This window comes from Cellulosimicrobium cellulans (assembly GCF_016921195.1).
Classification (GTDB): Bacteria; Actinomycetota; Actinomycetes; order Actinomycetales; family Cellulomonadaceae; genus Cellulosimicrobium; species Cellulosimicrobium cellulans_F.
This window is the reverse complement of sequence record NZ_JAFGYF010000008.1, coordinates 36314-60685: the sequence shown is the minus strand read 5'-3', so window position 1 is coordinate 60685 and position 24372 is coordinate 36314. Positions and strand designations below refer to the sequence as shown.

At 74.8% G+C, this 24372-nt stretch carries 17 protein-coding genes; 13 read left to right on the top strand and 4 right to left on the bottom strand.

Annotation, left to right across the window (positions count from 1 at the left end; translation table 11 throughout):
• Positions 1-289 precede the first annotated feature (289 nt).
• Together JN535_RS15780 and JN535_RS15775 are read right to left on the bottom strand one after the other, a co-directional pair.
• Positions 290-1321, bottom strand: coding sequence for a CorA family divalent cation transporter (locus JN535_RS15780; protein WP_205206534.1), 1032 nt, complete (start codon positions 1319-1321; stop codon positions 290-292).
• A complete protein-coding gene (locus JN535_RS15775) occupies positions 1321-1512 on the bottom strand; it encodes a hypothetical protein (protein ID WP_087469910.1) in 192 nt (63 codons plus the stop codon). The genes JN535_RS15780 and JN535_RS15775 overlap by 1 nt, the downstream gene beginning before the upstream one ends.
• Before the next feature lie 499 nt (positions 1513-2011).
• Here JN535_RS15775 and JN535_RS15770 point away from each other — a divergent pair, with 499 nt between their 5' ends.
• The 4 genes from JN535_RS15770 to JN535_RS15755 all read left to right on the top strand — a co-directional run bounded on the left by JN535_RS15770 (position 2012) and on the right by JN535_RS15755 (position 10982).
• Positions 2012-5101, top strand: a complete 3090-nt coding sequence (locus JN535_RS15770; RefSeq protein WP_205206533.1) for a helix-turn-helix transcriptional regulator — start codon at positions 2012-2014, stop codon at positions 5099-5101.
• A gap of 253 nt (positions 5102-5354) precedes the next feature.
• Complete coding sequence (locus tag JN535_RS15765; protein ID WP_205206532.1) at positions 5355-7244, top strand: glycosyl hydrolase family 18 protein; 1890 nt, start codon at positions 5355-5357, stop codon at positions 7242-7244.
• A 294-nt stretch (positions 7245-7538) separates the two neighbouring features.
• Positions 7539-10157: a glycosyl hydrolase family 18 protein gene (locus JN535_RS15760; protein ID WP_205206531.1), complete on the top strand. Its 2619-nt coding sequence runs from the start codon at positions 7539-7541 to the stop codon at positions 10155-10157.
• Between the two features lie 204 nt (positions 10158-10361).
• Positions 10362-10982: a hypothetical protein gene (locus JN535_RS15755; RefSeq protein ID WP_205206530.1), complete on the top strand. Its 621-nt coding sequence runs from the start codon at positions 10362-10364 to the stop codon at positions 10980-10982.
• A gap of 99 nt (positions 10983-11081) precedes the next feature.
• On the opposite strand, the gene JN535_RS15750 is transcribed toward JN535_RS15755, so the two are convergent.
• Positions 11082-12122, bottom strand: a complete 1041-nt coding sequence (locus JN535_RS15750; RefSeq protein ID WP_205206529.1) for a hypothetical protein — start codon at positions 12120-12122, stop codon at positions 11082-11084.
• Positions 12123-12414: 292 nt separating this feature from the next.
• A complete protein-coding gene (locus JN535_RS15745) occupies positions 12415-14256 on the bottom strand; it encodes a DUF4012 domain-containing protein (RefSeq protein WP_205206528.1) in 1842 nt (613 codons plus the stop codon).
• Between the two features lie 140 nt (positions 14257-14396).
• Between JN535_RS15745 and JN535_RS15740 the strand changes: the two genes are divergently transcribed.
• The 9 genes from JN535_RS15740 (at position 14397) to JN535_RS15700 (ending at position 24005) form a co-directional block, all read left to right on the top strand.
• On the top strand, positions 14397-14948 hold the full coding sequence (locus JN535_RS15740; RefSeq protein WP_205206527.1) for an RNA polymerase sigma factor: 552 nt from the start codon (positions 14397-14399) through the stop codon (positions 14946-14948).
• Between the two features lie 69 nt (positions 14949-15017).
• On the top strand, positions 15018-16394 hold the full coding sequence (locus tag JN535_RS15735; RefSeq protein WP_205206526.1) for a hypothetical protein: 1377 nt from the start codon (positions 15018-15020) through the stop codon (positions 16392-16394).
• A gap of 290 nt (positions 16395-16684) precedes the next feature.
• Positions 16685-17923, top strand: a complete 1239-nt coding sequence (locus JN535_RS15730; protein ID WP_205206525.1) for an inositol-3-phosphate synthase — start codon at positions 16685-16687, stop codon at positions 17921-17923.
• On the top strand, positions 17920-18837 hold the full coding sequence (locus JN535_RS15725; RefSeq protein ID WP_205206524.1) for an SCO3242 family prenyltransferase: 918 nt from the start codon (positions 17920-17922) through the stop codon (positions 18835-18837). Before JN535_RS15730 ends, JN535_RS15725 begins: the two co-directional genes overlap by 4 nt.
• Positions 18834-19781: a sugar phosphate isomerase/epimerase family protein gene (locus JN535_RS15720; RefSeq protein WP_307868807.1), complete on the top strand. Its 948-nt coding sequence runs from the start codon at positions 18834-18836 to the stop codon at positions 19779-19781. The genes JN535_RS15725 and JN535_RS15720 overlap by 4 nt, the downstream gene beginning before the upstream one ends.
• Entirely contained in the window at positions 19778-20482 is a 705-nt protein-coding gene (locus JN535_RS15715; RefSeq protein WP_205206523.1) for an EboA domain-containing protein, read from the top strand. The genes JN535_RS15720 and JN535_RS15715 overlap by 4 nt, the downstream gene beginning before the upstream one ends.
• Entirely contained in the window at positions 20482-21360 is an 879-nt protein-coding gene (locus JN535_RS15710; protein WP_205206522.1) for a TatD family hydrolase, read from the top strand. Before JN535_RS15715 ends, JN535_RS15710 begins: the two co-directional genes overlap by 1 nt.
• 12 nt (positions 21361-21372) lie before the next feature.
• A complete protein-coding gene (gene eboE, locus JN535_RS15705; protein WP_205206521.1) occupies positions 21373-22590 on the top strand; it encodes a metabolite traffic protein EboE in 1218 nt (405 codons plus the stop codon).
• Positions 22587-24005 (top strand): alkaline phosphatase family protein, encoded by a 1419-nt coding sequence (locus JN535_RS15700; protein WP_205206520.1) that lies wholly within the window; start codon positions 22587-22589, stop codon positions 24003-24005. Before eboE ends, JN535_RS15700 begins: the two co-directional genes overlap by 4 nt.
• The last annotated feature ends 367 nt before the right edge of the window (positions 24006-24372 follow it).

The window sequence follows — 24372 nt, the reverse complement described above, 5'->3', positions numbered from 1 at the left end:
CCAGGCCCGCCACGACGCGGCACCACCACCCACCCCTCCCGGGGCGAGCGCACCGACCCGCGGGCAATCGCCCTGGGCGAGGAAGGACCCGGTGGTCGGGTCACCCACGGCGACCAACCCGCCGTCGCGCACCGGCGGGAGCCGCCGCTGCCGCGGCCAGGGTTCGCCTTCGGTCGACCAGAGTTCTACCTCGCGCAACCACGGTTCTACCTCGGCGGACCGGGGTTCTGTCTCGGTGGAGCGGGGTACCGTCTCGGCCGGCCGGTTCCCTCCCGCAGGTCGCGAGGGGTCAGCGGAGCCAGCCGCGGCGCTTGATGTAGGCGAGCGGGATCACGGCTGCCACCAGGGTGAGCAGGACGGTGAGCGTGAAGCCGTAGGGGCGGTCGAGCTCGGGCATGTGCGTGAAGTTCATGCCGTAGAACGACGCGATGAGCGTCGGCGGCAGGAACACGGCCGTGATGATCGTGAAGACCTTGACGATCTGGGCCTGCTTGACGTCGAGCGACGTCATGATCGCCTGCTGGAGGTAGCGCACCTTGTCGTGCTCGAAGCTCGCGTGCTGCTTCACGCCGTCGACGTCCGCGACGAGGGTCTCGACGAGGCCGGCGAGCACGGGGTCGGAGTCCGCGATCTCGCTGCGCAGGTGCCGCGCCGCGCGGGCGAGCGAGAGCTGGGACTCCTGGGCGCGCGAGACGATCTCCTCCGCACGGTTCATCCGGGTGATGGTGTCCTGCATGTCGCTCACGCCGATCTCCCGGCCCCGGGAGTCGACTCCGCGCGTCGCCTCGTCGATCTCGTCGGACATGTCCTCGAGCAGGTCGCTCGCGTACGACACGGCGCGGTCCGCCGCCTCGTTGAGCGCGTACAGCAGGGCGTACGCGACGCCGTAGGACGAGCCGATGAGCCACGGCGTGCGGCGCATGCGGGCGATCGCCTTGTCGAAGACGGGGTAGTGCCGCTGGGGCTGGGCCGTCACGACGACGTCGGGGGAGAGGGCGAGCACGATCCGCTCGGAGACGACCCGGTCGCCGTCGCGCCGCGTCGCGGTCACGGGGAGGTAGACGTGGACGTCCGTCTCCCAGACCCGGCCGCCGGCAGCGGCGAAGTCCACGCCGTGCTCGGCGGCGCGGGCCGTCGCGTCGGGGTCGCCCACACCGACCTGGACCCAGCGCGAGCGCAGGACGCGGGGGTCGAACCGGGGAGCGCCGGTGCCGTGCGCGCGGGCGTGCAGGTCCAGCCCGCCGCGCGCGGGCGCAGGGAGCGCGCGGTCCGCGCCGGGTGCCGGCGCGAGGCTGCGGGGCTCGGGCAGCGTCGTCGTCATCACACACCCCCTGCGGTGACGTGCGCGAGCAGCAGCGCGACGCAGATGAACACGTACAGGCCGACGGTGAAGGAGATCGACTGGCGTTCCAGGTTCGGTCGGCGGGCACGGCGTCGGTCGTCGCGCGCGTCCCGCAGGGGCAGGCGTGCGGGACGGGTCCGGGTCTCGGTGGCAGGCGAGCGCTGGGTCATGGGTGGTCGTCCTTCTCGGCGTGCCGACGAGCACCGACGGGCGCCACGGGGTGGGCGGCGACGGCGGGTGCGTCAGCGGGGGTGGTCCGGCGGCGCGCACGACGGCGCGCGGTGCGCACTGGCGACCTCCCCGCACGGGACGACGGCCGGTCGCGGGAGTCCTCGCGGTGCTGGGACTCAGGCGACGGGCTGCGGGCCACGGGGGGTGAGCGCGCAGTGCACGGCTCTATGACTGCTGCCGTCCGGCATGGGGCTCACCTCGCTCTCGTGGCGGCGGCGCCGGGGGAGCGCCGCACCCGGGTCGGGGCGCACGGGACCCGTGGCCACGACGGGGATCGAGGTCAGGCTAGCCCTCTCGTCCGAGTCGGGCAAGCGCCGTCGTCCCAGGTGGCGGTCGTGTGACGGGCGGGAAACGATGAGGTGATCCCTTGTTTACGGAGGGTTGTTAACATTTCATCCGGTCGACGGGCGACGAAGCCCCCGGACGGAGGGTCCCGACATGTCAGAACGGCACGACTACCTGGTTCCGGAGCCGCACCGGCGCGCGGACGCGCGGTCGGCGCGACGGCTGGAGCGGCTGTCCTCCCGCGCGCAGGAGGTCGACCGCGCGCTCGCGGCCGTGAGCGAGGGCAAGGGCGGCCTCGTGTGGACGGCCGAGCACGGCATGGGGGCGAGCGCGACGCTCGAGCTCGTGTGCGAGGCCGTCGCGTCGCACACGTTCGCCCGCCCGACGCTCATCCTGCGGTGCCGTCCGCCCGCGGGCGCGCCTGCGCCGGGCTCCGCGGTCGTGTCGCTCGTGTCGCAGGTGTCGCAGCTCGCGGGCGGTGTCGTCCCGGAGCGCCTCACGCGCGTCCTCGAGCCGGTCGACCCCGGCTTCGGGTACCTCCCCGAGGTCGCGGCGGTCGCGCTCGCCGAGCTCCTCGTGGAGTCGTTCGACGGCGCGACGGTCGTGCTCGTGGCCGACGACCTGCACCTCCAGGACGACCTGAGCAGGTCGGTCCTGGCGAGCCTGGTCGCGCAGCGCCACGCGCCGGTCGTGCTCCTCGGGACCGCGACCGCGGGCGCGCTCGACCCGTCCTCCGGGCCCTTCGAGCTCCGCGCCGTCCCGCCGCTCGCGCCGGCCGACGCCCTGCACCTGCTGCTCGTCGAGCGCCGCCTCGCGGTCGCCCCGCATGTCGCGGCCCGCCTCGCGCAGCTCCTCGGGGGCAACGCCGCGGCGCTGACGCAGACGGCGGCGCTGCTCACGCCGGAGCAGCTCTCCGGGGGGTCGATCCTCCCGGACCCGTTGCCGGCGGTTCCCGCCGTGCGCTCCCTCTTCGCCGACCGCCTCGCGGCCCTCACCGAGGGGGAGCGGCACGCGCTGCTGGTCGCGGCCGTCGCCGTCGTGGACCGGACGGAGCTGCTGCTGTCGGCGACGGGGCTCGCGATGGACGAGGTGCTCGACGGCCCGCTCGCCGAGCACCTCGCGCTCGTGGGCGGTCGGTTCGCGTTCGTCGACCCGCGCATGCGGTCCCTGGTCCACGCGGACGCACGGCTCGCCGAGCGGACGGCGGCGCACGTCGCGCTCGCCGAGGCGCACCGCCGGGCGGGCGAGGAGGACGTCGCGGTGTGGCACTCGGCGCTCGCGACGCTCGTCGGCGACCCGACGCTCGTCCCGGGGCTCCTGCGGATCGCGCGTCGGCACCTGGACCGCGGGGACGTCGTCTGGGCGCACGAGGTGGCGCGCGAGGCCGCGAGCCAGGCGGCGACCGAGCACCGCGCCGAAGCGTTCGCGATCGCGGGCGTCGCCGCGCTGCGGTCGGGCCACGTGCAGGACGCGGCGGACTGGCTGCGCAAGGCGTCGCGCAGCGGCGACGACGCGCTGCGCGCACGGACGCTCGGGCCGCTCGTCGCCGCGCTGACGCTCGCCGAGGGGCAGGTCCCCGACGACGTCCTGTCGCCCTACCTGCGTGGCGGGCAGCCCGACGGCCTGGCGCCGGACGCCGTGGCGGGGGTCGTGTCGGGGGTGCTCGACGCGGCACGGCTGCACGCCGAGCGGGGCGACGGCGTGAGCACGTCCCAGCTCCTCGACACGGCGACGTTCCTCGCGTCGTGGTGCGACGACGACGAGACGGCCGCCAGGCTCGCGCTCGCGCGGTCCTGGGCCGCGGTGTTCGGCGTGGGCGAGCGCGCGGCCGTCCCCGACGTGGACCTCGGGCCGGACCACGAGGCGTCGGTGCAGGTCGGTCGAGCCCTCGCCCTCGCGGCCGACGACCGGCTCGAGGACGCGGCCCAGACGCTCGCGAGCGTCGTCGCGTCGCTCGCCCCGGTCCGCGACGGCGGTCGCTGGTTCGACGGCCCGGACACCGCGCTGACCCCGCTGGCCGAGGCGCACGTGCGCCTCGCCCAGACGCTCGTGCACCTCTGGCGCGGGACGCTCACGCGTGCCGCCGACGAGCTCGCCGAGGCGGCGTTCCGCCTCCCGGTCGGGCTGCCGTTCGCCGGTCTGGGGGTCGCGGCCGCCCGTCGCCTCGACATGATGACCCGGGGCGTCGTCGGCCCGGTCGCGACGGCGCTCGAGGAGACGTGCGCGAGCCCGACGTCCCGCCCGGTGCGGCTCGGGCTCCTCGTGGACCGGGCGATGGGCGCGGCGTTCGCGCACCACGTGACCCAGGCCGCCACGCTGCTGGAGCTCGCGGCGGAGCGCGAGCGTCCCGACAGCGCACGCATGCTCCCGCTGCCCGGGCTGGACGACGTCGAGGCGTGGGTCGTCGCGGGCCGCCACGACGCGGCGCAGCGTGCGCTGGCCCGACGGAAGGTGGACGCGAAGGAGCTGCCGCCGTCGCTGCGGTCGGCGACGCTCGTCCGGGCGGAGGTCTCGCTGGCCACGCCAGAGGACCTCGCGGCGCCGCTCGAGCGTGCGACGCGCGTGAACCGGACGACGGCCTCGCCGTACGAGCACGCGCGGACCGACCTCTGCGCGGCGCGCGCCCTCGTGCGTGCGGGGGAGCTCCAGCGCGCGCACGGCCTCTTCCTGTCCGCGATCGAGCTGTTCGACGACGCGGGTGCGGACGCCTGGACGACGATCGCGCGGGACGAGCACGCGGACGTCGTCCGGCTGCTCGGCGGGCCGGTGGCGGACGACGCGACGCCCGGTGCCCCGGCGTCGGCGGTCCGGCTCGGCGCCGCGCCCGCCATCGGGCTCGGCACGGCGTCCGGCGGGGCGCCGCCCGGGTCGTGGGCCGCCGCGGCGCGCGCGGCGGGACTGCACGCGCCGCTGCCCGGAGCCCTCGGCGGCGCCCGGCCGGGGGCCGAGCCGGCGGTCCCGACCCGTCCCGCGCCGCCGGACGCGTGCCGGCTCGCGGTGCGGGAGAGCGACGTGTCGGACGAGGCGCTCGCCGAGCTCCGGGGGCGGTGGTCCGACGAGCTCACCGAGCGCGAGCTCGACGTCGCGCTGCTCGTCGTCCAGGGTGCGTCCAACCGGGAGGCCGCGGACCAGCTCTACCTCTCGGTGCGCACGGTGGAGGTGCACCTCGGCCGGGTGTTCCGCAAGCTCGGGGTGCGGTCGCGCGTCGAGCTGACCGTGCTCGCGCACCGCGTGGGGCGCTGAGGGGAGTCCCGGACGCCGGTCGGGCACGGAGGCGTCGCCTTCCTCGCCGTCGTCTTGTCCCTCTTGTCCCGGTCCGAGGGTGTCTGTCCTAGGTGGTTTCCCTTATCGGGCGCGTAAGTTCGCAGTACGAACATTGTGGGAAGCGCGGATAACGCTCGCGTGCCCCCGTCATTACGTTCGAGGGGACCCGAGGGCGACGGCGACTCCGGAGGACGGCGACGCGGCCCACCGCACGAGCAACGAGGCAGGACCCATGGACGTGTCCCTCTTCACCAGACGACCCCGCGAGGGGCGCCGTCGCGGCACGCGCGTCGCGGCGCTCACGACCGCAGCGGCGCTCGTCGGCGGGCTCCTCGCGGGAGTCGCGCCGGCCCAGGCCGCCGAGGTCGCCCCGGCCGCGGTCTCCCACCCGGGCGACAGCGACGTGAACGGCTACCGCAACGTCGGCTACTTCACGCAGTGGGGCGTGTACGGCCGCGACTTCCAGCTCAAGAAGGTCCAGGACTCCGGCGCGGCGCAGGACCTCACGCACATCAACTACTCGTTCGGCAACATCCACCACCAGAACCTCACGTGCTTCATCGCGAACAAGGCGCAGGGCGCCGGGCCGAACGGCTCCGACGGCGCCGGTGACGCGTGGGCGGACTTCGGCATGGGCTACACCGCGGCGAGCTCCGTGACCGGCGTGGCCGACACGTGGGACCAGCCGCTCGCCGGCTCGTTCAACCAGCTCAAGCAGCTCAAGGCGAAGAACCCCCACCTGCGCGCCCTCATCTCCATCGGCGGCTGGACCTGGTCCAAGAACTTCTCGAAGGCTGCGGCGACGCAGGCGTCGCGCGAGAAGTTCGTGTCGTCGTGCATCGACCTCTACATCAAGGGCAACCTGCCCGTGATCGACGGCCGCGGCGGGCCCGGGGCGGCCGCCGGGGTGTTCGACGGGATCGACATCGACTGGGAGTGGCCCGGCTCGAACAACGGCGAGGTGGGCAACCACGTCGACACGGTGAACGACCGCGCGAACTTCAAGCTCTTGCTCGCCGAGTTCCGCAAGCAGCTCGACGCGTACGGCGCGCAGACGGGCAAGCACTACCTGCTCTCGGCGTTCCTCCCCGCGAACCCCGACGACATCGCCGCCGGCGGCTGGAACGACCCGGCGATCTTCGAGTACCTCGACTACGGCAACGTCCAGGGCTACGACCTGCACGGCGCGTGGGACCCCGCGCTCGCCGGCCCCCAGGGCAACCTGTACGACGACCCCGCCGACCCCCGGCCGGCGAACCGGCAGTTCAGCGCCGACAAGGCCGTCCAGGCGTACCTGCGCGGCGGCGTCGACCCGAGCCAGCTCGGCCTCGGCATGGCCATGTACGGCCGCGGCTGGAAGGGCGTCACGTCCTCGGCCCCGTGGTCGGCGGCGACGGGAGCCGCCCCCGGCACCTGGGAGGCGGGCAACGAGGACTACGACAAGCTGCGCACGCGCGGCCAGGACTACTACGACCCGGCCACGGTCTCGGCCTGGCGCTACGACGGCGACCAGTGGTGGGGCTACGACAACGCGCGGTCCGTCGCCGCCAAGGCGGAGTACATCGACCGACTGAACCTCGGCGGCGGCATGTGGTGGGACCTCTCCGGCAACCACGACGGCACGCTGCTCGCGGGCTTCACGGACAAGGTCCGTGCGCTCCCGACCGGCCCGGTCGACGGCACGGACGGCTCGACCGACCCGACCGATCCCACGGACCCGACCGATCCCACGGACCCGACCGACCCGACCGACCCGACGGAGTGCCTGGCCCCGTGGTCGTCGAGCGCGGTGTACACGGGCGGTGCGACGGTGTCGTTCGAGGGGAAGAACTACCGCGCGAAGTGGTGGACCCAGGGTGACCGCCCGAGCGCGGGCGGCCCGTGGGAGGCGACCGGCACGTGCGGCGCGACGGACCCGACCGACCCCACGGACCCGACCGACCCCACGGACCCGACCGACCCGGGCACGTGCACGGCGCCCGCGTGGTCGTCGAGCGCGGTCTACACCGGCGGCGCGACGGTCTCCTACCAGGGCCAGACCTACCGCGCGAAGTGGTGGACGCAGAACAACGTCCCGGGCGCGGAGCAGTACGGCCCCTGGGAGTCGCTGGGCGCCTGCTGACGCCCACCCCTGACGGCGCCGGTCGCCACGAGCGACCGGCGCCGCCGAGCGGGGCCCCGTCCACGACGTGGTCGACGGCGGGTGCGGTGACGAGTCCCGTGCACCCGCCCGTGCACCCTCCCCTCGCCGCGTCACCGAACGCCTCCGTCGTCGACCGCCGTCGTGACGGGTCCCGCTCGGCACCCCTCAGCAACCCTTCACCCGTCGGTCGCCCTCCCCCCCGGCGACCGTGCCCGACGCGACGCCGTCCGGCGTCGTGCGCACCAACCCAGCAGATCGAGGTACCCCATGCGGTTGTCCCTGACCCCTCGGGCGCGCGCCCCCCGCGCTCCCGGACGCCGGCCACAGGTCGTCGCGGCCCTCACGACGCTCGCCGTGCTGGCCACCGGCCTCGCCGGTGCCGCGGCCGCGCAGGCCACGACCCCCCTCGCCGCCGCCACGGCCACGGCGTGCGCGGACCCCTGGTCCGCGACCCCCGCCTACGTGGGCGGCGCGACCGTCTCGTACGGCGGCCAGAACTACCGGGCGAAGTGGTGGACGCAGAACAACGTCCCGGGCGCGGAGGCGTACGGCCCCTGGGAGTCGCTCGGCGCGTGCGGCGACACCCCGGCCGAGGAGCCGACGACGGACCCGACCACGGACCCGACGACCGACCCGACGACGGACCCGACCACCGACCCCACGACGGAGCCGACGACCGACCCCGCCGCGAACCCGGACGAGAAGTGCCGTCCTGACGGCATGGCGCAGACGCCGGGCGTCAGGACGCCCTACTGCGACGTGTACGACGAGGACGGTCGGGAGAAGCTGCCGAACGGGCTCGACCGCCGCGTCATCGGCTACTTCTCGAGCTGGCGGACCGGCACGAACGGCCAGCCGCGTTACCTCGCGAGCGACATCCCCTGGGACAAGCTCTCCCACATCAACTACGCGTTCGCGCATATCGACGGCAACGACAAGGTCTCCGTGAACGCGGGCGCGGCCGGCAACGCGGCGACGGACATGACGTGGCCGGGCGTCGCGGGCGCGGAGATGGACCCGGCGCTCGACTACACGGGCCACTTCAACCTGCTGGCGAAGTACAAGAAGGCCCACCCGGGCGTCAAGGTCATCCCGGCCGTGGGCGGCTGGGCCGAGACGGGCGGCTACTTCGACGCGAGCGGGAAGCGCGTCGCGTCCGGCGGCTTCTACACGATGACGGAGTCGCAGGCGCGCATCGACACCTTCGCGGACTCGGTCGTCGACTTCGTCCGCCAGTACGGGTTCGACGGCATCGACATCGACTACGAGTACCCGACGTCCAACAACCAGGCTGGCAACCCGGACGACTTCCAGATCTCCGACAAGCGCCGCGGGCAGCTCTTCCAGGGCTACGTGAACCTCATGAAGACCCTGCGCGAGAAGCTCGACGCGGCGGGCGCGCAGGACGGCGAGTACTACATGCTGACGACCGCGACGCCGTCGTCAGGCTGGCTGCTGCGCGGCATGGAGGTCTACCAGGTCACGCAGTACACGGACTACGTGAACATGATGACGTACGACCTGCACGGCGCCTGGAACGAGTACGTGGGCGGCAACGGCGCCCTGTTCGACGACGGCAAGGACCCCGAGCTCGCGGCCGGCGGCGTGTACAGCGCGTACAAGGGCATCGGCTACCTCAACGGCGACTGGGCCTCGCACTACTTCCGCGGCGCCATGCAGGCCGGCCGCATCAACCTGGGCGTGCCGTTCTACACGCGCGGCTTCCAGGGCGTCCAGGGCGGCACGTACGGCATGGGCGGCACCGCGAAGGCGCCGGCCGGGTTCCTCTGCCCGGCGGGCACGAACAACAAGTGCGGCTACGGCGCGGAGGGCATCGACAACCTCTGGTACGACAGCGACCCGCAGGGCAACGCGGTCCCGGCCGGCGTCAACCCGATGTGGCACGTGCTCAACCTCGAGAAGGGCGTGACGGGCGACTACGTCTCCGCGTACGGCGTCACGGACACGATCCAGGGCACCTACGAGCGCCACTTCGACCCGGTCACGAAGAACGAGTGGTGGTGGAACGCGCAGACGAAGACGTTCCTCTCCGGTGACTCGACCGAGGCGATCGCGGCCAAGGCGGACTACGTCGCGAACACCGGCCTCGGCGGCCTGATGATCTGGGAGCTCGCGGGCGACTTCGGCTACGACCAGGCGAAGGGCCAGTACGAGATCGGCAGCACGCTCGTCGACCTCATGCACAGCAAGCTCTCGGCCACGACGCCGTACGGCGCGTCGAAGGCGAACGCCGACCGGACGATGCCGACGCAGGCGCTCGACGTCGACATCCGGTACACGGAGTTCGCGCTCGGCGACAACAACTACCCGATCTCGCCCAAGGTCGTCTTCGCCAACAACGGCGCGAAGGACATCCCGGCGGGCGCGACGATCTCGTTCCAGTACGGCACGACCGACCCGGGCGAGATGAGCGACTGGAGCGGCTTCAAGACCACGGTCACCGCGAAGGGCCACACGGGGGACAACGTCGGCGGCCTCGACGGCGACTTCCACACCGTGCAGTTCACGGTCCCGACGGGGGGCATCCCGGCGGGCGGCTCGATCACGAACCAGCTCAAGTGGTCGATGCCGGCCGCCCAGTTCTCCAACGTGATCGTCACGGTCGACGGCGTGGACTACGCCACGACGTACGACCACCCGCGCGGCGTCACCGTCGTCGACCTCCCGGGCTCCGGGAGCGGCGGGGGTCCGGGCGGCCCCGGCACCGGCACGGGCGAGTGCGCCGCCGCGGCCTGGGTCGCGGGCACGGTCTACACCGGCGGCGCGGTCGTGAGCCACGGCGGTCACGTGTGGACGGCGCGCTACTGGACCCAGAACGACACCCCCGGCGCCTCGGCGTGGGGTCCGTGGGCCGACGGCGGCGCGTGCTGACGCGCCGCCAGCGTCCCTGACGAGGTCCCGCCGCGACGGCTCGCGGGTACGGGGAATCCCGTACCCGCGAGCCGCCATCGTGTGGGTCTCACGCATCTCGACCCGTGGTCGCGCTCGCTAGCGTGACAAGACCGACGAGGTCTCCGCAGCTCTCCCCAGTGGGCTGCGGGGACCTCCGACCGTGAAAGGCGACCAAACGTGCACGTGCAGCATCGAACGACCCGTCTCTCCCTCTCCCTCGCGGCCGTCGCGCTCGGCGGACTGCTCCTCGCCGGCTGCTCGGGGGGCTCCGAGCCCGACGCGACCGCCGACGGAGGCTCGGGCCCGGCGACGGCCGAGGACCACGGCGCGCACGGCGCCCACGCCGACGAGAGCAAGGTCCCGGTCGGCCCCCTCCAGCTCCCGGCCGCCGAGTACTGGTCCGTGCTCCAGCCCGCCGACGGCGTCACGCAGGTCCGCTCGGGCGGGTGCCCCGAGGACGCGGTCTGCCCCGCCTTCGAGATCCTCACCGGCGCGGGCCTCGACGGCGTCGACCCCGCCGCCGCCCACGTGCCCGACGGCGCGACCTGCCCGGGCACCGACCAGCTCGCGGCCCGCGCGGTGGGGGAGGCGGTCGAGTCGGACGTCGAGGTCGCGGGGACGGCCGCCACGCTCGCGCGCTGGACGCTCTCGTGCGTCGACCCCTCCGGGGCCGAGGTGCGCACCGTCGAGCAGCTCCAGTGGTACGTCCCGGACGCTCCGGGCGGCGCGGTGCTCGTCGTCGACCGCTGGGCCTTCGAGGGCCTGGAGTCGCGCCTGGCGGCCGGCGCCTGGGCGGCCGCCTGACGGACCCGCCCCCGACGGGTCGTCTCGTCGCGACCGGCGACGCACGAAGGCCTCGCACCCTGGCGGGTGCGAGGCCTTCGTCGTGCGTGCGGTGCCCGGTCAGCCCTTGCGGGTCCGGCGCGTCAGCAGGACGATCGCCGCGCCGACCACGGCGAGCCCGGCCGCGATCGCCGCGTACAGGCCGACCGTCGCGCCGGTCTCCGCGAGCGTCGGGTTCTGGCTCCCGGCGACGGGGTTGTCGACCGGCGTCACGCCCGGGAAGCAGTTGCTCGTGTCCTGCGGATAGGTCACCGGGACGGTCACCTCGGGGTTCACGGCGAACGTCACGTCCACGGTGCCCGTGGCCCAGCCGTGGGTCGCGGTGTTGATCCACATGTTGTTCACGAGCTCCCAGCCCTCGTCGGCCGGCAGGTCGACGAAGCGCTCGGGATACGCGCCGGGCCACAGCACCCGTCCGCTGAGGGGGAGGTCGGCCATCACCTCGTCCTCGCCGTCGGGGTTGTGCCACGTGAGGGTCGCCGTCGTGTTCGGCGTGCCGGTGACCGAGACCCCGTAGTCGAGGTAGGACACGCCCTCGACGCACACGGGCGTGAGCACGTCGACCTTGATCGTCGGCTCCGGGGTGCCGGGCGGGTTCGTCGCGCACTCCGGCGTCGACGGCGGGTAGGCCACGACGGTCTCGGCCGTCGGGTTGACCTCGAAGACCACCGTCACGCCCGCGCGGACCCAGTCGAACTCGTCGCCGACGACCCACTCGCCGTCCACGAGGCTCCAGCCGGGCCAGTCGACGGGGTTGCCCGCGCCGTCGACCTCGGCGCCCGGCCAAAGGACGCGGCCCGAGAGCGGCAGGCCGGACTGGACGACGTCCTCGCCGTCCGGGTTGACCCAGGTGATCGTGAGCGGGTTCGTCTCGTCGTTCTCGTAGTTCTCGGGGAGCTCGAAGACGTAGTCGAGGTAGGGCACGTCGCCGTCGCACACCGGCGAGGCCACGGTGATCTCCGGGACGTACGTCTCGGGGTCGGTGGTGGCAGCGCTCGCGGTCGTCGCGACGACGGGGACGGTCAGGAGCGCGGCGACCGCGGAGAGCGCTCCGACGAGCACCGCCCGTCCCGTGCTGCGCAGACCCTTCGAGGTACGCATGGCTTCTTCACCCGTCTCGGTTCAGGGATTGTGGTGTTCCGGTACACAGAGAGCCCCGGAGTGCGGTCCGTGATGCATCGTGCGCCACGGACCGATGGCACGGGTCGAGCGACAGGCGCCCAGGATAGCGAGGATCGGACCCTGAACTGGACGGTCGTCCGGGTGAAATGTGCCCGTCAGGACCATCGTTATCGTGCCGTGATCCTCGGCGTCATCCTCGGCGGGAAGACCACGCGTTCGTCCGCCCGTCCCGGGGGCGGGGCCGGCAGGTTCGGGAGGGCGTCGCGAGGGTTCACCCGCACGCGGCGACCGGCACCACCTCGAGGCCGGGCGCCGACACCGTCGGGGTCGTCCACACGTCGATCGTGCCGTCGGCGCCGGGGTGGTCAGGGGCGTCGCCCGGCGTCGTCACGGTGAAGGAGACCGCCGTGCTCTGACCCGGCGCGAGCTCGACGGGGAGCGAGGCCGCGCGCCGTCCCCCCACCTCCGCGACGAGCGCCCCCGTCGGTGCCCCGCCCACCCGGACGGTGCCGACCTCTCCGCCCCGCGGCGGGTAGAGGACGACCACCGTGCGGACGTTCCCCGGGGTGACGCCCGAGATGCCGCCGCCGGTCACGTACCACGGCAGGCTCGTCCCGGCGTCGGCCGGCGCGGTGGACGTGAGCGCGGCGCTGAACGTGTCGACCCGTCCGCCGTCGGTGCACACGCTGCCGGTGAGCCGGACGTCCGTGCCGAGGTAGTAGCTCATCTTGCCGCCCGTGGCGTCGTTGAGGAACACGCCGACGGAGCCCTCCGCGCGGTCCGCGGTGTCGATGTCGCCCGCGACGACCGTGCCCGCCAGGCGGTCCTGCTCGTCGGGGTGCGCGGACCAGAGGAGCACGCGGTGCTCGTCCGCGCCGCGTGCGAGCGCGTCGCGGGCGAGCGCGGGGTCCGCGCCCCCGGCGAGGAACGTCCCGAGGACGGTCGACGCGACGGAGGCGAAGAACGCGTCCGTCTGCTCCCCGGGCTCCAGCTCGACGTAGGCGTCCGAGAGGAGGACCTGGACGACGTTGCCCGCGTCGAGCGCGACGGTCTCGTCCCCGAACGGCACCTGGACCGCCCCGGTGGCCTCCAGCAGGTACGACAGCGCGACGGGGTCGATCGCGGCCACGCCGTCCACCGTCTCGCCCTGGGCCTGCTCCCACATGGCCGCCGTGAGCTCCGCGGTCGTGGGGAAGTCGGGCGTGAGCGGGGTGTCCTGCACGTACCGGCCCACGCGGTCGGTGAAGAGCTGCTCGACCCCGGCGTCCAGCGGGAGGACGGGCTCGGCGAACGGCGGGACGTCGGCCGTCGAGGCCTGGCGCTCCAGGGAGACCGCGCCGCCGTCGACCGTGAGGACCGCGAGCGCCCCGGGGATGCCGCCGCCCGCGCGCAGCTCCGCGTTGTTGAGCGCGACCACGAGGTACCGGCGCGGGCCGTCGGCGCCGAGCATGGCCGGGCCGAGCGCGGTGACGCGGTCGGCGGTGCGCACGACCGGGCGCAGGTCGTCGGTCCGGGCGACGAGCGTCGCGTACGGCTCCGCGATCTCCTGGTGCAGGGCGTCGGGCTCGACGGCCGCGAGGCGCGCGTCGATGTCGTCGAACGCGTCCGCGGCGCGGCCGACGGCGGGAGCGGCAGCGGCGAGCGGGGCGAGGTCGACGCGCCCGTCCGCGACGGTCAGGCTGTCGCCCTCGACGGCCCCGAGAGCCTGCGTGAGCGCCGGCAGCACGGTCGCGGCCAGGTCGTCCACGGTCGCCGCCGCGGCGGAGAACGCGCGGACGTCCTGCCCGTACACGGGGAGGTGCGCGGCCAGGGACCACAGCGGGCCGTCGGTGCTCGCGCGCGCGGTCGCGGTGAAGGGCTGGACCCGGTCCAGGGCCGCCTCCGCGGTCTCGACGTCGCCCGCGCGCAGCGCCTCCTCGGCCGCGGGGACCTCGTCGAGCGCGCGGGTCAGCGCGTCGCGCGCGGCGAGGGCGTCGCGGGCGAGCAGCGCGACGCAGACCACCAGGAGCACGGCGAGGAGGATCAGCGCCCAGCCCAGCCACGACGCCCAGTGCCGCCGTCGTCGGCCGCCCGTGTGGCGGGGCGGCAGGTCGACCGGCTCCGTCCTCGTCATGCCCCACAGCGTAGGTGCTGCGCGGTGGCAGGATCGGTGCCGTCGCGGGTGAGGTTCGGGTGAAGGACGTGCCGTGCAAGGAACCGGCTCCCCGGGACACAGAGCGGTTGACAGCCCCGACCCGCCGACGAGGAGCCGCCGTGACGACCGACGAGGCAGCCGACGCCGCCGTCCACGACGAGGCCTGGTTCGCCGCGCTCTTCGCCGCGCACGCGACGCCGCTCTACCGCTACTTCCGCCGCCGGCTGCCGAGCGCGGCCGGCTCCGTCGGGCCGGACGCCGACGACCTCACGGCCGAGGTCCTCGCGACGGCCTGGCGGCGCCGCGAGGACGTGCCCGACGGCGCCGAGCTCCCGTGGCTCTACCGCACCGCGGGCTTCGTCCTGGCCAACCACCGGCGCAAGGCGCGGGCGGTGCCGGTGGCCGAGGTGCCCGACCGGGGCGACGAGGGCGCGGACGTCGAGCACGTCGTCGTGCAGGACGACGAGGTGCGGCGCGCCCTGGGCGCGCTGTCGGTCCGCGACCGGCGCATCCTCCTCCTGCACGCCTGGGAGGGCCTGGGCGGCGACGGCCTGGCGGCGGTCCTCGGCACGTCGCGCGGGGGAGCCGACGCGGCGCTCTCGCGGGCGCGGGCGCGGCTGCGCACCGCGTGGGCGGAGCAGTCGGCCCTCGCGCAAGAGTCGGGCGCCTGAGCACACATCACGGGTAGACCCGACCGGCCGCGCCCCCGCGGCGCGGCCCCGCAGTACCTGGAGGGCGACATGACCAGCCACACCCCCGACCAGCCCGACGACGTCGACCTGGAGCGCCTGCGCGCCGCCGATCCGGCGGCGAGCGCCGCACCGGACACCGGCGCCCTGGAGGCCGCGGTCCGCGACCGCGTCCCTGAGGCGTTCGGCGACCGCTCGGCGGTGACCGGCGAGCCGCTGTCCGGGCCGGGCGGCCCGACGGCGACGCTCGTCGACGAGCTCGCCGAGCGCCGTGCGCGACGCCTGCGTCGGCGGGCCCCGCTCCAGGTCGCCGCGGTGGTGGCGGGGGCGCTCGTCATCGGGGCGGGCGGCTACGCGCTCGGTGCCGGAGCGGTGGGAGCGTCGCCCGCGGGGGACTCGGCCGTGGAGTCGACGGCGCTCGCGCCGTTCCGGCTGGGGGGCGCGGGCGCGGCCCAGGAGGAGTCGGGCCTCGCCCCCGACGCCGCCGCGTCGGGGCAGGCGTTCTCGTCCGACGCACGGGCCTCGGCGGACATGGCCTACCCCGGCGCCTGGGGCGGGCGCACGGTGTTCCACCAGGACGGCCTCTCGACGCAGGGGACGAGCGCGGACGCCTGGGCGTACGACGCCGCGGGCGTGTTCTCGCAGGAGACCGCACGGCGCGTCGCGGACGTCCTCGGCGTCTCGGGCGAGGTGCGCGAGGAGTACGGGACCCTCGTCGTCGGGGCCGACGGCGAGGCGCAGGTGCGTCTCTCCCCTGACGGAACGGTCGGGATGTCCTTCTACGACTCGGCGAAGGAGCCGTGGGGTGGTGCGGACCTCGGAGCGCCTGTCTCGGCGGAAGCCGCCACGAGCGAGCTCTTAGGTGTTCTGGAGGCACTGGGCGTCGACCCCACGGAGGTCGAGGTGGTCGTGGAGGACCTCGCGGACGCGTCCGACGCGCAGCAGGGGAGGTTCCTCAACGCCTATGAGGTCGTCGACGGTCGTCGAACGGGGCTGTCCTGGAACGCGACGTTCTCCGGAGCCGGGCTCGGGAGCCTGTACGGGCCGCTCGCGCCGCGCGTCGCGATCGGCTCCTACGACGTCGTGAGCCCCGCCGAGGCGGTGGACCGCCTGGGCGACCCGCGGTTCGGCGGGGGAGGCATGATCGCCTTCGCGCGGGAGGACGGCACCGCGCAGGCCGTGCCCGAGATCGCGCCCGCCGAGCCGGAGGCGCCGACCGTGCCGCCCACGGTCGGCGAGGGCGCCCGGTTCGCGTGGCCCGTCACGGACGTGACGATCACGGACGCGCGCCTGGGGCACGCGGTGCAGTACCAGCCCGACGGCGCGGCGGTGCTCCTGCCCGCGTACGAGCTCTCCGACGCCGACGGCAACGTGTGGTCCGTCGTGGCCGTCGTGGACGACCGGCTCGACTTCTCTCCCGCAGGCTGAGCCCACCTCGCCGGGGACGACCCGGCGGCCGGTGTCCGCGCGATGCCGACCGTCGGGTCGTCCCCGGCGTGCGCTTTTGCATCGCGCAAGCGTCGTGCTCCGCGAAAGTAGGCACGCTTTTGATTGACCCTCGACAAAAGTGTGGCTAGGGTCGCAGCAGACCGGGCGCCCACCGGGTCGGAGAGCGGTCACACGCCCTCGTCCGGGCGTGCGGTCCGACGATGGCAGGGAGGCCATCGTCGTCGTGCTCGGCGGCGCTCCGGCGTCCGCCGACGGGAACGGGAGCAACGATGCACCACTTCGCTTCTGACGGCTCGTCAGACCGCCCTGCTCCGGACGCGCGCACGGGGCTCTGGCTCGTCGGCGCCCGCGGCTCCGTCGCGACCACCGCGACGCTCGGCCTCGCGGCCGTCGCCGACGGGCGTGCGGCGCCGACCGGGTGCGTCACGGTGTCCGAGCCCTTCGCGTCCGCCCCGCTCCCGGCGTTCGCCGACCTCGTCGTCGGCGGCCACGACATCTCCGACGTCTCGATGGTCAAGCGCGCGGAGCTCCTCGTCGAGGCCGGCATGATCGCCCCGCGCCTGCTCACGGCCGCGCACGCCGCGCTCGAGCGGGCCGACGCCGAGGTCCGCCCCGGCTACACCGCCCACCCCGCCGAGGGGTCGCCGCGCGAGTCCCAGCAGGCCGCGGCGGAGCGCCTGGCCGCGGACATCGTCGACTTCCGCGAGCGGCACGGGCTCGCGCGCGTCGTCGTGGTCGACCTCGTGTCGACGGAGCCGCTGCCCGAGCCCGGGCCGGAGCTCTCCGACCGGGAGCTCCTGCGCGCCGCGCTCGCGGATCCGGAGCGCGCCGTGCTCCCGCCGAGCTCCGTGACCGCGTACGCGGCCCTGCTCGCGGGCGCTCCGTTCGCGGAGTTCACGCCGTCGGCGAGCATGCACCTGCCGGTGCTGCTCGAGCTCGCGGAGGAGCTCGGCGTCCCCGTCGCGGGCCAGGACGGCAAGACCGGCCAGACGTGGCTCCGCACGATCCTCGCGCCGGCCTTCGCGGCCCGCGGACTGCGCGTCCTGTCCTGGGCAGGTGCCAACCTGCTCGGCGGCGGCGACGGCGCGACCCTGGCGGACCCGGAGGCCGTGCAGAGCAAGCTCGCGTCCAAGTCGCGCGGTCTGCAGGACCTCACGGGCAGCCAGGTCACCCCGCTGCACATCGACAACGTGCCGGACCTCGGTGACATCAAGGTCGCGTGGGACCACGTGCACGTCGAGGGCTTCCTCGGCTCGCGCCTCACTCTGCAGACCACGTGGTCGGCCTACGACTCGATGCTCGCGGCGCCGCTCGTGCTCGACCTCGCGCGCCTGCTGGCGCTCGCCGACGCGGCCGGGTACGGGGGGCCGGTCGCCGAGCTCGGGTTCTTCTTCAAGGACCCGTGGGGGAGCGACGTGCACGACTTCGCGGCGCAGACCGTCGCGCTCGCGGACTGGGTCCGGGAGGCGGCGGCCCGCGTCGGTGCGGCACCGGCCGACCGGCCGTGACCGGCTCTCTCCACGACCACCTGGACCTCGTCCGCGCCCCTGCGGTCCTCTCGGTGGTCGGTGACACCCTCGCGGGCGCCGCCGCGGCCGGTCACGCGCTCACGCCGCGCCGCGCGCTGCTCCCGGTGGCCTCCGCGTGCCTCTACGCGGGCGGCATGGCGCTCAACGACTACGCCGACCGGCACCTCGACGCGGTCGAGCGGCCCGAGCGCCCGATCCCGTCCGGGCGGATCCCGGAGCGGCGTGCGCTCCAGGTGGCCGTGGGGCTCACCGCAGCAGGCGTCGGGCTCGCCGCCGCCGGCGGGGGAGCGCGGGCGCTCGCCGTCGCCGTCCCGCTCGCCGCGAGCGTCTGGACGTACGACACGGTCGCCAAGGAGCACGCCGTCGGCCCCGTCGTCATGGCCGCGTGCCGCGGGCTCGACGTCCTGCTGGGCGCGGGCGTCGGGCACCTCCGCGCCGCGCTGCCGGCCGCGGCGGGGATGGCGGTGCACACCGCGGGTGTGACGTTCGTGTCACGCGGGGAGGTGCACGGCACGACGTCGTCCCTCGCCGCCGGCGTGGCGGCGGCCACCGCGGTGGGTGGAGCGGTCGTCGGCGTCGGGGCGCTGCGCCGTGGGCGCGGGGTCGGCCCGGGCCGTCCGACGCGCGTCGCGACGGCGGTCGCCGGGGTCGTCGCGGCCGGTGCGTACCTCGCGACGGCGCTGCCCCGCCAGGTCGACGCGGCGATCACGCCGTCCGCGGGCAACGCCTTCGCGGCGACGAAGGCCGGGATCCGCGCGATGCTGCCGCTCCAGGCCGCGTGGGCGGCGCGCGGCGGGAGCCTCGCGTCGGTGGGCGTGCTCGCGGGCGTCGAGGTCGCGGGCCGGCTGCTGCGCCGGGCCGGACGCGGGCGTGCCGAGATGAGCGAGACGTGACCGCGCACGAGACCCGGCAGGGGATGCCCTTCACGCTCGGGTACGGCACCAACGGCTTCACGGACCACCCTCTCGACGTCGCGCTCGACGTGCTCGACCACGAGGGCTACGGCGCCGTCGCGCTCACCCTCGGGTTCCCGCACCTCGACCCGTTCACGGACGGCTGGCGCGCGGAGGTCGACGCGCTGCGCGCACGCCTCGCGGCGCTGCGCGGCGGGGCGGGGATGCGGGTCGTCGTCGAGACGGGCACGCGGTTCCTGCTCGACCCGTACCGCAAGCACCGGCCCACGCTCGTGGACGCCGAGGCCGACGCCCGGCTGCGCTTCCTGCGCCGCGCGGTCGAGATCGCGGCCGCGCTCGACGCGGAGTGCGTGTCGTTCTTCTCGGGCGTCCTGCCCGACGACGCGTCCCCGGCCGAGGGCTGGTCGCTCCTGCGCGACCGCCTGCCCGGCCTCGTCGAGCACGCGCGCGACCACGGCGTGCGGCTCTCGCTCGAGCCCGAGCCGGGGATGCTCGTCGAGACGGTCGGCGACGCGCTGCGGCTGCGCGACGAGCTCGGGGGCGACGCCGGGGACCTGGCGGACCTCGGCATGACCGTCGACGTGGGCCACTGCCTCGTCGTGGAGCCCGACGGCGTCGTGGGCGCGCTGCGCGCCGCCGCGCCGTACCTCGCGAACGTGCAGCTCGACGACATGCCGCGGACGCACCACGAGCACCGCCCGTTCGGCGAGGGCGAGATCGACCTGCCGCTCGTGCTCGCGACGCTCGCCGACGTCGGCTACACCGGCGTCGCCGCGGTCGAGCTGCCCCGCCACTCGTACGACGCGCCCGGGCTCGCGCGCCGCAGCATGACAGCGCTGAAGCAGGCCTGGGACCGCCGCTCCGCGGTGCCCGCCCCCGAGCAGGAACCCCTCGTCTCCGACCACCCCCAGGAGGTGCCATGACCGAGCCAGCCGCCGCCGCTCCCGCGGCCCAGGACGGCGCGACCACCGAGGGCGAGCGCTGGCTCGCCGAGGCGCGCGCCGCCGTCGAGCAGGACCCCGCGGCCGTGTCGCGCGCGTTCGCGCTCGCAGGTCGCAAGGTCGGCCGCACACCGGTCCGTCCGGAGACCGACCCCGCCGGCGTCGTCCACGGCACCGTCGACGACCGCGCGCGCGCCGCGCTCGTGGTCGCCCTGGCCGAGGCCGTCGGGCGCCGCGGGTCGGACGCCGACGCCGCGCTCGCCGCGCGCCTCGCCGACCTGTACCAGCACGGCGACACCGCCGAGCGGCGCGGCGTCCTGCGGGGGCTCGACGCGCTCACCGAGCGCGGGGAGCTCGCGGGTGACTCCGCGGCCTCGGTCGTCGCCGTCGGGCGCGACCTCGCCGCGGACGCGCTGCGCACCAACGACCAGAGCCTCGTCGCCGCGGCGGTCGGGCCGTTCGCGGCCGCGCACCTCGACCCGCACGCGTGGCGGCACGCCGTGCTCAAGCTCGTGTTCATGGGCGTGAGCCTCGACGCCGTCGCCGGCCTCGACGACCGCGCCGACGACGAGCTGGCCCGCATGGCGCGCGACTTCGCCGCCGAGCGCCGCGCCGCCGGCCGCGTCGTGCCCGACGACGTCGCCCGCCTCGCCCCTGACGTCACCACCGGGAGGACCGCCTGATGCGCATCTTCGACCCCCACATCCACATGACCAGCCGCACGACGGACGACTACGAGGCGCTGTACGCGGCGGGCGTGCGCGCGCTCGTGGAGCCGGCGTTCTGGCTCGGCCAGCCGCGCACGAACGTGGGGTCGTTCCTCGACTACTTCGACGCGCTCCTGGGCTGGGAGCGGTTCCGGGCGGCGCAGTTCGGCATCCGGCACCACGCGACGATCGCCCTCAACCCCAAGGAGGCGAACGACCCGCGCTGCCGCGAGGTGCTCGACGAGATCCCGCGCTACCTGCTCAAGGACGGCGTCGTGGCCGTCGGCGAGGTCGGGTACGACTCGATGACGCCCGAGGAGGACGAGGTGTTCTCCCGCCAGCTCCAGATGGCGCGCGACGTCGACCTGCCGGTCCTCGTCCACACGCCGCACCGCGACAAGCTCGCGGGCACGCGCCGGACGCTCGACGTCGTGCGCGAGTCCGGGGTGCCGTCCGAGCACGTGCTCGTCGACCACCTCAACGAGACGAACGTGGCGCTCGTGCTCGACGCGGGCGCGTGGGCCGGGTTCTCGATCTACCCGGACACCAAGATGGACGAGGACCGCATGGTCGCGATCCTGCAGGAGCACGGCACCGACCGGATGATCGTCAACTCCGCCGCGGACTGGGGGCGGTCCGACCCGCTCAAGACGCTCAAGACCGGTCGCGCGATGCTCGCGGCCGGGTTCACCGAGGACGACGTCGACAAGGTGCTGTGGCGCAACCCGGTCGAGTTCTACGGGCAGTCCGGCAACCTCGTGCTCGACCCGGTGCCGGGCTTCGTCGAGGGCGACCTGCCGACGCCCGGCGTCGAGTTCGAGGGCTCGTCCGTGCTGCGCGGCGTGCGGGCGTAGGGCGGCACCACCGTGCTGTTGTCGTACTGCACCAACGTCCACCCCGCCGAGGACCTCGACGGGGTCGTCGAGCAGCTCGTGACGTACGCGGGCCCCGTCCGCGAGGCCGCGGGGCTCGACGTCCTCGGGGTCGGCCTCTGGATGCCCGCGACGCTCGCGCACCGGCTCGCGGCGTCGCCGGCGGACCGCGCGTGGCTGCGCGCCGTCCTCGACGAGCAGGGGCTCCAGGTCCACACGCTCAACGCGTTCCCGTTCGGAGGTTTCCACGCGGACGTCGTCAAGCTCGACGTCTACACGCCCACGTGGGCGCAGCCCGAGCGGCTCGCGTACACGCTCGAGTGCGCCGAGGTCCTCGCCGACCTCCTGCCCGACGGCGTGACGGGCTCGATCTCGACGCTCCCGCTCGCGTGGCGCGAGCCGTGGTCCGCGGCGGACGACGACGCGGCGACGCGCGCGTTCGTGGCGCTGGGCGCGGGGCTGCGCGACCTGCGCGAGCGGACGGGCAAGGTCGTGCGCGTCGCGGTCGAGCCGGAGCCCGGCTGCGTGCTGGACACGGTGGACGACGTGGTGGCCTGGCTCGCGGCGCGCACCGGACCCGCGGTCCACGAGGAGACCCGCATCGACCCCGAGCACGTCGGGGTCTGCCTCGACACGTGCCACCTCGCGGTGTCCTTCGCGGACCGGCGCGCGGGGACGGCCGCCACGGTGCGCCGGATCACCGACGCCGGGCTGCGCGTGGTCAAGGTGCAGGCGTCGGCGGCGCTCCACGTCGCCGACCCGTCCGACCCGGCCGCGCGCGCGGCCGTCGGCGCGTTCGCCGAGAAGCGCTACATCCACCAGGTCCGCGAGCTCACGGCGGCGGGCGACGTGCTCGCGGCCGACGACCTCCCCGACGCGCTCGGCGACGCGCCCGAGCCCGGCGCGGGGGACGCCGTCGGGCACGCGCTGCCGGGGGACGGGCCGTGGCGCGTGCACTTCCACGTGCCGCTGCACCACGAGCCCGCCGCGCCGCTCGCGGCGACGACCGACGTCCTGCGCGACGCGGTCGACGCCGTCCGGGCGGCCCCGCACGGCGACGAGGCGCACCTCGACGTCGAGACGTACACGTGGTCGGTGCTCCCGGAGGGCGCGGCGACCGACTCGCTCGTCGCAGGCATCGCGGCCGAGCTCCGCTGGGCCACGACCCACCTGACCGCCGACACCGACCTCACCACCCGGAGGACCGCATGAAGCCCGTGCTGCTGCTCGACGTCGTCGGGCTCACCTCGACCGCGCTCGCGCACATGCCGCGCCTGCGCCAGCTCGCCGCGAGCGGCTGGCAGTCCGAGCTCGCGACGGTCCTGCCCGCGGTGACGTGCAGCGTCCAGGCCACGATGACGACCGGGCTCAGCCCGTCCCAGCACGGGATCGTCGGGAACGGCTGGTACTTCCGCGAGCTCGGCGACGTGTACCTGTGGCGGCAGCACGCCCGGCTCGTCGAGGGCGAGAAGCTGTGGGAGGCCGCGCGCCGGGCGCGCCGCGAGTACTCGTCGGCGAACGTCTGCTGGTGGTACGCCATGGGCATGACGACCGACGTCACCGTCACGCCGCGCCCGATCTACCACGCGGACGGCCGCAAGTCCCCGGACGCGTACGTGCGCCCCCCGGCGCTGCACGACGACCTCGTCGGACGGTTCGGCGAGTTCCCCCTGTTCACGTACTGGGGCCCGACGGCGGACATCTCGTCCTCGCGGTGGATCGTCGACGCGACGCGGCACGTGCTGCGCACGCACGCGCCGGACCTCACCATGGCGTACGTCCCGCACCTCGACTACGACCTCCAGCGGTTCGGGCCCACGTCCCCGCAGGCCGACGCCGCCGCGGCGGAGCTCGACGCGACCCTCGCGCCGCTGCTCGACGACGCCGCGAACCAGGGTGTGACCGTCCTCGTGGTCTCCGAGTACGGCATCGCGGACGCCGACCGGCCCGTGCACCTCAACCGCATCCTGCGCCGCGAGGGCCTGCTCGAGGTCTACGTGCAGGACGGCAAGGAGCAGCTCGACCCGTGGACGTCGCGCGCGTTCGCCGTCGCGGACCACCAGGTCGCGCACGTCTACCTGGGCGACCAGCACGACCCCGCGCTCCAGCGGCGCGTCACCGACCTGCTGCGCGGCGTGCCGGGGGTCGACGAGGTCCTCGACCGCGAGGCGCAGGCCCGGTACGGGCTCGACCACGAGCGCTCCGGCGACCTCGTCGTCGTCGCGGAGCCGGGCGCGTGGTTCACGTACTACTTCTGGCTCGACGACGCGCGCGCGCCCGAGTACGCGCGCGGCGTCGACATCCACCGCAAGCCCGGCTACGACCCCGCCGAGCTGTTCTTCGACCCCGCGGACAGGCTGGCGAAGGCGAAGGCGGGCCTCAACCTCGTGAAGAAGAAGGTCGGGCTGCGGTACGCCATGAGCACCGTCCCGCTCGACGCGTCGTACGTGAAGGGCTCGCACGGCCGGCTGCCCGACTCCTCGGCCGACACCCCGCTCGTGCTGTGCTCCGACGCGGAGGTGCCGGCGTCCGTCGCGGGCGTCGTGGAGAGCGGGAGCGGGCAGATCCCGGCGGCGGCGATCAAGGGCCTCGTGCTCGAGCTCCAGGGCCTCGGCGCCCGCGTCTGACGCCGCCGAGGTAGAACCGTGGTCGCGCGAGGTAGAACCGTGGTCGCGTGAGGTAGAACCGTGGTTGCGCGAGGTAGAACCGTGGTTGCGCGAGGTAGAACCGTGGTTCTCGTGCTCGACGGCGCGTGGTTGCTCTGGGTGGGCGGGGTGGGTGGTGGTGCCGCGTCTACCATCCGCGCCGCTCGTTCCTCGCGTCGCTCCCGCCAGGCCCGACCACGACGCGGCACCACCACCCACCCCGCCCTGCGTCGTCTCACCCTGGTCGGTGCTCGCCCGGGCAGGCTCGCCGAGCGCTGAGTACGGAGTCGTGGACGGTTCCGGGTTGTCGGCGGTCCGTGACGGCGTGCTCAGGTCCGTCACCGTGCGG

What these genes read in the sequence shown, in the direction of transcription:
- JN535_RS15765 (WP_205206532.1), top strand. Translation starts at nt 5,355, where the DNA reads ATGGACGTGTCCCTCTTCACCAGACGACCCCGCGAGGGGCGCCGTCGC.
- JN535_RS15715 (WP_205206523.1), top strand. Translation starts at nt 19,778, where the DNA reads ATGACCGAGCCAGCCGCCGCCGCTCCCGCGGCCCAGGACGGCGCGACC.
- JN535_RS15735 (WP_205206526.1), top strand. Translation starts at nt 15,018, where the DNA reads ATGACCAGCCACACCCCCGACCAGCCCGACGACGTCGACCTGGAGCGC.
- JN535_RS15730 (WP_205206525.1), top strand. Translation starts at nt 16,685, where the DNA reads ATGCACCACTTCGCTTCTGACGGCTCGTCAGACCGCCCTGCTCCGGAC.
- JN535_RS15770 (WP_205206533.1), top strand. Translation starts at nt 2,012, where the DNA reads ATGTCAGAACGGCACGACTACCTGGTTCCGGAGCCGCACCGGCGCGCG.
- JN535_RS15775 (WP_087469910.1), bottom strand. Translation starts at nt 1,512, where the DNA reads ATGACCCAGCGCTCGCCTGCCACCGAGACCCGGACCCGTCCCGCACGC.
- JN535_RS15745 (WP_205206528.1), bottom strand. Translation starts at nt 14,256, where the DNA reads ATGACGAGGACGGAGCCGGTCGACCTGCCGCCCCGCCACACGGGCGGC.
- JN535_RS15710 (WP_205206522.1), top strand. Translation starts at nt 20,482, where the DNA reads ATGCGCATCTTCGACCCCCACATCCACATGACCAGCCGCACGACGGAC.
- JN535_RS15780 (WP_205206534.1), bottom strand. Translation starts at nt 1,321, where the DNA reads ATGACGACGACGCTGCCCGAGCCCCGCAGCCTCGCGCCGGCACCCGGC.
- JN535_RS15750 (WP_205206529.1), bottom strand. Translation starts at nt 12,122, where the DNA reads ATGCGTACCTCGAAGGGTCTGCGCAGCACGGGACGGGCGGTGCTCGTC.
- JN535_RS15700 (WP_205206520.1), top strand. Translation starts at nt 22,587, where the DNA reads ATGAAGCCCGTGCTGCTGCTCGACGTCGTCGGGCTCACCTCGACCGCG.